The organism is Arthrobacter globiformis NBRC 12137, from assembly GCF_000238915.1.
Lineage (GTDB): Bacteria > Actinomycetota > Actinomycetes > Actinomycetales > Micrococcaceae > Arthrobacter > Arthrobacter globiformis.
This window is the reverse complement of the sequence record NZ_BAEG01000056.1, coordinates 1-8,006: the sequence shown is the minus strand read 5'-3', so window position 1 is coordinate 8,006 and position 8,006 is coordinate 1. Positions and strand designations below refer to the sequence as shown.

The 8,006-nt window shown below is 64.3% G+C and carries 9 protein-coding genes and 1 tRNA gene; 8 read left to right on the top strand and 2 right to left on the bottom strand.

Annotated elements, in window-relative coordinates:
• On the bottom strand, window positions 1-283 hold a 283-nt coding region (locus tag ARGLB_RS10785), incomplete at its 3' end, for a pyruvate dehydrogenase E1 component-related protein (protein WP_505578011.1).
• Window positions 284-651: 368 nt separating this feature from the next.
• Between ARGLB_RS10785 and ARGLB_RS10780 the strand changes: the two genes are divergently transcribed.
• The 7 genes from ARGLB_RS10780 (at window position 652) to ARGLB_RS10750 (ending at window position 5,684) form a co-directional block, all read left to right on the top strand.
• Entirely contained in the window at window positions 652-1,071 is a 420-nt protein-coding gene (locus ARGLB_RS10780) for a DUF3052 domain-containing protein (RefSeq protein ID WP_003802164.1), read from the top strand.
• On the top strand, window positions 1,068-1,571 hold the full coding sequence (locus ARGLB_RS10775) for a peroxiredoxin (RefSeq protein WP_003802162.1): 504 nt from the start codon (window positions 1,068-1,070) through the stop codon (window positions 1,569-1,571). Before ARGLB_RS10780 ends, ARGLB_RS10775 begins: the two co-directional genes overlap by 4 nt.
• 15 nt (window positions 1,572-1,586) lie before the next feature.
• Entirely contained in the window at window positions 1,587-2,516 is a 930-nt protein-coding gene (locus ARGLB_RS10770; protein ID WP_003802160.1) for an NAD-dependent protein deacetylase, read from the top strand.
• Window positions 2,517-2,597: 81 nt separating this feature from the next.
• Window positions 2,598-2,670: transfer RNA gene (locus ARGLB_RS10765), tRNA-Val, on the top strand.
• Between the two features lie 87 nt (window positions 2,671-2,757).
• Window positions 2,758-3,075 carry a hypothetical protein gene (locus ARGLB_RS10760; protein ID WP_050934334.1) on the top strand — a complete coding sequence of 106 codons (318 nt, stop codon included), beginning with the start codon at window positions 2,758-2,760 and terminating at the stop codon, window positions 3,073-3,075.
• 332 nt (window positions 3,076-3,407) lie between these two features.
• Window positions 3,408-4,205 (top strand): IclR family transcriptional regulator, encoded by a 798-nt coding sequence (locus ARGLB_RS10755; protein ID WP_003802157.1) that lies wholly within the window; start codon window positions 3,408-3,410, stop codon window positions 4,203-4,205.
• A gap of 129 nt (window positions 4,206-4,334) precedes the next feature.
• Window positions 4,335-5,684 carry an MFS transporter gene (locus ARGLB_RS10750; protein WP_003802155.1) on the top strand — a complete coding sequence of 450 codons (1,350 nt, stop codon included), beginning with the start codon at window positions 4,335-4,337 and terminating at the stop codon, window positions 5,682-5,684.
• Window positions 5,685-5,936: 252 nt separating this feature from the next.
• Here ARGLB_RS10750 and ARGLB_RS10745 read toward each other — a convergent pair whose 3' ends face one another.
• Window positions 5,937-7,001 (bottom strand): D-2-hydroxyacid dehydrogenase, encoded by a 1,065-nt coding sequence (locus tag ARGLB_RS10745; protein WP_043418770.1) that lies wholly within the window; start codon window positions 6,999-7,001, stop codon window positions 5,937-5,939.
• An 80-nt stretch (window positions 7,002-7,081) separates the two neighbouring features.
• On the opposite strand from ARGLB_RS10745, the gene ARGLB_RS10740 reads away from it, so the two are divergent.
• The coding region (locus ARGLB_RS10740; protein WP_003802151.1) for an NAD(P)-dependent oxidoreductase at window positions 7,082-8,006 on the top strand (925 nt) is incomplete at its 3' end.

The following is an 8,006-nucleotide window of genomic DNA, read 5'->3' as shown; positions in this document are numbered from 1 at the left end:
CGCGGTACCGGCGCTCGAACTCCTCGTTCCCCGGGAATTCCGCTTCCTGGTCCACCGGGATCGTGTTCACATAATCCGTGGTGGTCACCATCGGAACCCCGACGCTCTGCGCGCCGGCACGCTGCAGGAGACTGCGCATGATGTATTGGGCACGCTCCGTGCCCTGTTCCCTGATCAGCGCGTCCAGGGACTCAACCCACTCGGCGGTCTCTTCCGGATCACGATCAGGCAGCTGGTTAGTCAACCCGCTGAGGATATGGGAGGTATCTTCTCCTGCAGCCACGTCCAACCTCTCTTTGCGCGCATTCACCGGCGCACTCAGGTCCGGCAGGGTAGCTGCCCGGCGTGAACGCGTCGTGTGCGTCATATCGGTTACAACAGCCCGGTCATGTGCGCCGGGCAGGGTTTTATCTCGTGTGTATGACTGCCTATTCATTGGGGGCGGTCGCCCCGCTAGGCATAGTTGTCAACAGTCACTGTAGCTCCGACGGCCTGCGGATGCGTAGCCGCGCATGAACCGCCCGCCCTATTTGACCGTCATACTTGTTGTGTGACGCACAATAAGCCGCACCGCGGCGCACGCAGCTTGAAGCACACGCCCAAAGGGTGTTGGCTTGGAGTAATTGACATCACTATGCACAGGAGGAACACGTGAGCGAGGCCGACGCCGCCACTTCGGTAAATGTGGCGGAAAAATTGGGTTTCAAAGACGGGGATCTGATTCAGGAGTTCGGTTACGACGACGACGTCGACTTCGACTTGCGTGATGACATAGAGGATCTGACGGGGTCGGAGCTTCTGGATGAGGATGATCACGACGTCGTGGACGCCGTGATCTTCTGGTGGCGGGACGGCGACGGTGACCTCGTGGACGCCCTGGTCGACTCGCTCACGACGCTCACCGAGGGCGGCGTGGTGTGGGTCCTCACGCCCAAGTCCGGCCGCCCCGGATACGTTTCCCCGTCCGACATCCAGGACGCGGCCCCCACCGCAGGACTGCACTGCACCACGTCCGCAGGCGTTTCCAAGGACTGGAGCGCCACGCGCCTGGTGACCAGGAAGAACAAATGACCGGACAGGCCGCCGTTGTAGCAGTGGACTTGGCCGGGGTGCCCGCAGTTGGGCAGCAGGCGCCGGACTTCACCCTGGCCAATCAGTTCGGGGAACCCGTCCGGCTTGCCGACTTCCGCGGACGCAACGTGGTGGTCGTCTTTTACCCCTTCGCGTTCTCCGGCATCTGCACTGGCGAGCTGTGTGAGATCCGGGACAACCTCGACGTCTTCGAACATTCCGACGCCGAGGTGCTGGCGGTCTCGGTGGACAGCAAGTTTGCCCTCCGGGCGTACGCCGAGCAGGAAGGCTACGGCTTCAGTCTGCTCGCGGACTTCTGGCCGCACGGGGCCGTGGCCCGTGAGTACGGCGTGTTTGACGAGGAAAGTGGAATGGCACGGCGCGGGACGTTCATTATCGACGCCGGCGGAACGGTCCGCTACGTCGTTGTGAATCCGCGGGGCCAAGCCCGGGACCTCGCCGAATACCGCCGCATCCTCGCAGAACTGGCCCAGGGTTAAGCGTCAGGCCAGCCCATGGATCAGCGGCGGACCGGCATCGGCCTGACAGGGTTCGCCAGTCTGCCTCCTGCCCCGCCCGCCGAGTCAGCGGCCAGCGACCTCGGCGCGCTGGGCGGGATCCGTGACGTGCTTGCCGGGCTGCCGCTGGCGCTACTGACCGGGGCCGGCCTGAGCACGGACTCGGGCATCCCGGACTACCGCGGGCCGGATTCGCCCCCGCGCTCACCCATGACCTATCAGGAGTTTGTGGGCGACGCTGCCAATCGGCAGCGATATTGGGCGCGTAACCACATTGGATGGTCCCACCTGAGGCGAGCCAATCCCAACGCCGGCCATGCCGCCGTCGCCGTCCTCGAGCGGCGCGGACTCCTGACCGGACTGATCACCCAAAACGTGGACCGCCTCCATGAGGACGCCGGCAGCGTTAACGTGGTGGACCTTCACGGACGCTTCGACCAGGTAATTTGCCTGGAGTGCCGGCACATGTACTCGAGGCAGCTGCTCGCGAGGGTTCTGGAAGAACTGAATCCGGACTTTCTGGACCACGCCATGAAGTCCGGCCTTGTCGAGATGGCACCTGATGCCGACGCCACTATGGAGGACCTGCGACTGATCCGCAGTTTTGTGATCGCCCGCTGCCCCGCGTGCGGCGGCGTCCTGAAGCCGGACTTTGTGTACTTCGGCGAAAACGTCCCCAAGGAACGCGTGGAGCGCGCGTACGCAATGGTGGATCAAGCCGAAGCCCTGCTTGTTGCCGGCTCCTCACTCAGCGTCATGAGCGGGCTGCGGTTTGTCCGTCACGCCGCCAAGCAAGGCAAGCCTGTTGTGATCATCAACCGCGGCCAAACGCGCGGCGACGACCTCGCCACGATCAAGCTGGAAGCCGGCGTCAGCGAGTCCCTCACCTGGCTGGCCGACGAATTGCCCCCGCTCGCTGCGGTCTGACCCGATTGGCGTTTCAGGGCATTGTTCGGGTAGAGTCTATGTTCGTTGGTTCGAGCGCTTCGGTGCGAAAAACCTCATTTTGGGTCTTTAGCTCAGCTGGTAGAGCGCCACGTTTACACCGTGGATGTCATCGGTTCGATCCCGGTAGGACCCACCCTAATTACCCCGTCTGACCAAGTCGTTGAGCCTGGTCAGACGGGGTTTTCTGTTTAATGTCTGTGCCCCGCCGTAGCCTGCGGGCATGGAACACGTACTTGTGAGGACTGCTGCCGACGGGCAGCCCGGGGCTGTCATCTGCGGCGGGCAGGAATGGACGGTGGGCGCGGAGCCGTTGCGCTGGTTTGAACGCGTCAGCTGGTGGGAGGCGGAGCGCCGGATGCCGCTGGGACTTAGCCGCGTTGACGTCGAAGTGTGGCGGCTGCAGACCCGGCTGGGGAGAAATGCGGGATCGGCGCTGACCACCATGGAGATCGTCCGCGACGGACTTGGCGGCGGGTGGAGACTGCGGAGCGCTGTGGCGGACAACACCGCGGAAAACGCCATCGCGGATGCGGCCTAGGCAGAAGGCCGGAAAGGCCCGGAATCCTAAGGTGCCCGGGAATTGGATAAGCCTTCCACCGCGACTATTGGGGGATGCCGCGGTGGAAGGCTTGGACTTGAATATACCGTGAACTTTCGGAAACACGAAACTGTTAAGAATGTGCCGCCCGGGGGTGGCTCCCCGCGCTCCGGCTCCCTGCCGCTAGCCCCCGCATGCCTTCAGGGACAGCCCTCCAGCCAGTATGATGGTAGGTGTTCAGTTGACTGGACGCTTTGGCATCGTCGCCGGTGTTTCGTGCGCGATGCAATCCGCTGACCCCCGCTGCCTGAGCGCGTATGAAAAGGAGAATCATGGCCGATTCCCGTACACCCAAAGCCAATGACGGACTCGGCAGCGCGTCCCCGGCGCCTGCTGTCACGCGAGCTGCCGCCGTGTTGGAGTCGCTTGCGGCGTCCGCCACTGGCCGGCTTACCCTCAGCGATCTCGCCCGGGACCTCGGAATCCCCAAATCGTCAACGTCCAACCTTCTGCTGGCCCTTGAGGAGGCGAGGCTCATCAGCAGGCAGGGCGCCGAATACACACTCGGGCGCAAGCTCGTGGAACTGGGTGCCGCCTACCTGAGCCGGCTCGACGAGGTCCAGGAGTTCTACCGTTTTTGCGAGCAGGCGCCCACTCTGTCGGGTGAAACCGTGCGCATCGCCATGCTGGATGGCACGAACGTCATCTACCTGGCCCGCTATGAGGGCCATCCGGCCGTCCGGCTGACGTCCAATATCGGCGACAAGATGCCGGTGTCGCTCTGCGCGGTGGGCAAGGCCCTGATCGCCAGGCTCCACGACCACGACGTCGACGCGATGTTCCCTGACGATGCGGAGCTTCCAGTGCTGACGCCCAAATCCCTGCGAACGGGAGCGGAACTGAAGGCTCAGTTGGAGCAGATCCGCGAGCAGGGCTACGCATTTGAAGACGAGGAATCCACCACGGGTGTGGTGTGTCTCGCCGTGACTGTACCCACGCGCGGCGCGCATGGCCCCAGTCTTGGCCTGTCTGTCACTGCGCTGAAGGCAACCTACTCACAGGAGCAGGGCGCGCAGATGGTCAAAGAGCTGAATGAGCTGGCCAGATCCCTCGGCAATCCCATGGGCTAGACGAAAACCCCGGCACTATTGGCTAGTCGTTCATCATGTTGTACGCTGTTCAACATAGTGACCGACGCAATAGTGGTGTCACTACTCACCAGGCCAACGGGGGCCTGATGTGTCTTTGAGGGAGTGCTAGTGACAACTCGTACTGATTCACCGCTGGCTGATGCGGACGGCGCCGTCGTCGAACCGGAACAGCTGCGAAGGGCAACACTTGCCAGCTCCGTAGGGTCCGCTCTGGAGTACTACGACTTCTATATCTACGGCCTGGCTTCGGCACTCATCTTCGGGCCGCTGTTCTTCAAGCCGCTCGGCGATGAGGGTGCGCTGATCGCATCATTCGCCACATACGGTGTGGGCTTCGCTGCCCGGCCCTTCGGCGGCATTGTCTTCGGCTACATCGGGGACCGGTACGGCCGGAAAATGGTGCTGATCCTGACGATCGGCCTGATGGGCGCGGCAAGCTTCGCCATCGGCCTGCTGCCGACATTCGAGCAGGCAGGAATGCTCGGCGCGGTGCTCCTGGTCGTCCTCCGGATCGTCCAGGGCCTCGGCGCCGGCGCTGAGCAGGCCGGCGCAACGACGCTGATCTCCGAAGTGGCTCCGCCCCGCCGTCGTGGTTTCTTTGCCTCACTGCCGTTCGTGGGGATCCAACTGGGCACCCTTCTGGGTGCCGGCACCTTCGCCCTCATCGCCACCGCCGATAAGGACGTGCTCGAAGGCTGGCTCTGGCGTGTGCCGTTCCTGGCCAGCGTGATCCTCATCGCGATTGCGGTGTTCATTCGCCTGCGGCTCAAGGAAACCCCGGTATTCCAGGAGCTGGAGAAGCACAAGAACGTCGTCAAGAACCCTGTGGGCCAGCTCTGGAAGCACTCCAAGAAGAACGTTCTCGTCGGCATCGGCCTGCGCATGGGTGAAAACGGAAACTCCTCCATCTATTCGGCGCTGCTGGTGGCGTTCCTGGCGGCCCCGGCCGGCGTTTTCCCGGGCGACAAGTTCATCGGTCCCGTGGGTCTCCTGATCGCAGCCGGTTTCGCCGCCGTCATGGTGGTCACCTTCGGTGCGCTGTCCGACCGCTTTGGCCGCGTTCCGGTCTACCGCTACGGTGCCCTGTTCCAGGCGGTCATCGCCTTCCCGGCGTTCTACCTCGTGACCCTGGGCAATGTGACCCTGGTGTGGGTGGTCATGGTGGTGGGCATCGCGCTCGGAGTGCAGTCCATGCTGGGACCGCAGTGCCCGCTGCTGCCTGAACTGTTTGGATCGCAGTACCGGTTCACGGGTGTGGCCATGTCCCGCGAACTCTCCGCCGTGCTGGCCGGCGGCCTGGTTCCGCTGGTGGGGGCTGCGCTGCTCGCTGCCACCGGCTACTCCTGGCTGGTCCTGGCGCTCTACTCGCTGGTCCTTGCGCTGATCTCCTTCGTGAGCACCTTTTTCACGCCGGAAACCAAGGGGCGGGACCTGGTTTCAATCGAGGACGCCAGCTAGGCGCCACACAGCGACGAAACACACAGCGCGAACGTTCACTTGCGGCCCATCCCTACGCGGGGTGGGCCGCAAGTGTACGTTCGCGCCGGGCGGTGGGGCGCAAGTGTACGTTCGCGCCGGGCGGTGGGGCGCAAGTGTACGTTCGCGCCGGGCGAGCGCAAAGGGAGAGCCGGGCAACCATGTGGCTGCCCGGCTCTCCGGTGGTTCCCGTGCAGGAATGTCCTGCCGCGGGCGGTTTAGTTGAAGTGCGGTTTAGTAGAAGTGGACTGTATCCACGAGATGGGGGAGTTCGCCGCCGTCCAGGAACGTCCTGAGGTTGCTGCAGAAGCGCTCCGCGATCAGGCGGTTCTCGGCCTCGCTCAGGGCCGAGGTGTGCGGAGAGACCATGACGCGCGGATGGCTCCACAGCGGGCTGTTCAGGGGGAGCGGCTCGACGGCGAAAACGTCCAGGCAGGCGTAGGCCACCTGTCCGTTTTCCAGTGCCTCGAGCAGCGCGTCGTCGTCCACGACAGTTCCGCGGCCCACATTCACGAAGACCGTCCCGGGCTTCATGGCCGCGAAGATCTCGCGGTTGAAAAGTTTCTCCGTGTAAGGCGTTCCCGGAAGGGTGTTCACCACAGCGTCCGCCGAGGCGAGCAGCCCGGCCAGTCCGTTGTTGTCCGCCACTTCCTCGATGCCGTCGATCGGCTCCACGGAACGCTTGGTGCCGCTGACCTTCATGCCGAGTGCGCGGGCGATCCGGGCGGTTTCCAGCCCGATCTCCCCAAGCCCGGTGACCACCAGCGAGGAGCCGTTGACCAGCTTGGTGGGTGTCCGCAGCTCCGGCCACACCTTGGCCGCCTGGTCCTGGGCGAGCTCCGCGGTCCGTTTGAAACCGTTGAGGATGCCCAGTGCCGCAAACTCCGCGAGGGGCAGGGCGTGCACTCCTGCGGACGTGGTCACCTTGAACTTGTTCAGGGTTTCCGCATCGAGCCCGGAGGCCTTGACTGCACCGCCGGCGCCCGCCGCCATGGCGTGGATCCATTGCAGGCGAGGGTTTTCTTTCGCGATCCGCGCCAGGCCCGCGGGGCTTTCGTTCGGGAAGCCGTAAAGCACGTCGGCCTTGCCCAGCATGTCCCAGTAGCGCTCCTCCTGCTCAGGTGTGCGTTTGAAGCCGGGGTCGCCGGCGTGGTCTGCCGGGAACCGTTCGGGCGGCAGCAGGTCGGGCTCGTAAAGAACGGTCACGGAGGGATCTACGGCGCGGATGCGTTCCACGAACTCGGCTTCGAGCGGGACGGCTATCGCGACGGTGGTTTCAGTCGTCATGCTGTTCATCATACTGAATGGGGGCTAGAATACTGAACAGATTTCCCGCGATTGACCAACATTGACCACAACGGAGTGAGGTTTCCCTGCAGATGAATGTACAGAGAGCAGGCTTTGTGGGCCTGGGCCTGATGGGGGCGCCGATGGCAGCGAACCTGGTACGGAGGGGGTGGGCGGTAACGGCATGGAACAGGTCGCCTGCCGCGCTGGAAGACTTGCACCGGCTAGGCGGTTCCACTGCAGACACTGTGCAGCAACTCCGGGACGAGCCGGTGATCGTCTTCATGCTCCCTGACCTTGCCTACATTGAGGACGCGGCGTCCGGACTGCTCGCGAGCTGGCGGACGTTACCGCCGGCGGCCGGCACCGCAGTGGTGGTGATGAGCAGCGTTTCCCCCACAGGGGTCCAGGATTTCGGGCGCAGGGTACAGGCGGCCAGTTCAGGCAATGCCGTGGTGCTGGACGCGCCGGTCAGCGGCGGAACGACTGGCGCCATCGAGGGCACCCTGGCCATCATGGCCGGCGCTGACCACGACGCCGACTTCCGCCGGCTGCTTCCGCTCTTCGAGGCCATGGGTACCACCGTGCGGCTCCTGGGACCGCTCGGTGCCGGATCGCTGGCCAAGGCGTGCAATCAGCTGGTGGTCGGAACAACGACGGCGGCGCTCGCCGAAGCGGCCGAGCTCGCCGAGCGCTCGGGCGTCGATGTCGCGGCCCTCTATGAGGTCCTGTCCGGCGGTCTCGCAGGAAGCCGCGTCCTCGACCAGGTCGGCCCCCGGATTGCCCGGAAGGACTACACGCCCACCGGCCCGGCAAAATTCATGCACAAGGACCTGTCCTTCGTCGTGGAGTCGGCCGACGCCGCCGGGTCCGCCGTTCCGATGGCGCGGGCCGGCGTCGAACTTTATGCCGAACTGAAGCGCCAGGGGCTGGGGGACCAGGACCTGGCCGTCGTCCGGCAAACCATCTCAAACCTCAGCAGCACGGGCGCCGGAAACGCCACGGAAGGGATCCAAT

Excerpts from the sequence above, each read along its gene's own strand:
- ARGLB_RS10775 (WP_003802162.1), top strand. The coding sequence starts at position 1,068 with ATGACCGGACAGGCCGCCGTTGTAGCAGTGGACTTGGCCGGGGTGCCC.
- ARGLB_RS10770 (WP_003802160.1), top strand. The coding sequence starts at position 1,587 with ATGGATCAGCGGCGGACCGGCATCGGCCTGACAGGGTTCGCCAGTCTG.
- ARGLB_RS10760 (WP_050934334.1), top strand. The coding sequence starts at position 2,758 with ATGGAACACGTACTTGTGAGGACTGCTGCCGACGGGCAGCCCGGGGCT.
- ARGLB_RS10755 (WP_003802157.1), top strand. The coding sequence starts at position 3,408 with ATGGCCGATTCCCGTACACCCAAAGCCAATGACGGACTCGGCAGCGCG.
- ARGLB_RS10745 (WP_043418770.1), bottom strand. The coding sequence starts at position 7,001 with ATGATGAACAGCATGACGACTGAAACCACCGTCGCGATAGCCGTCCCG.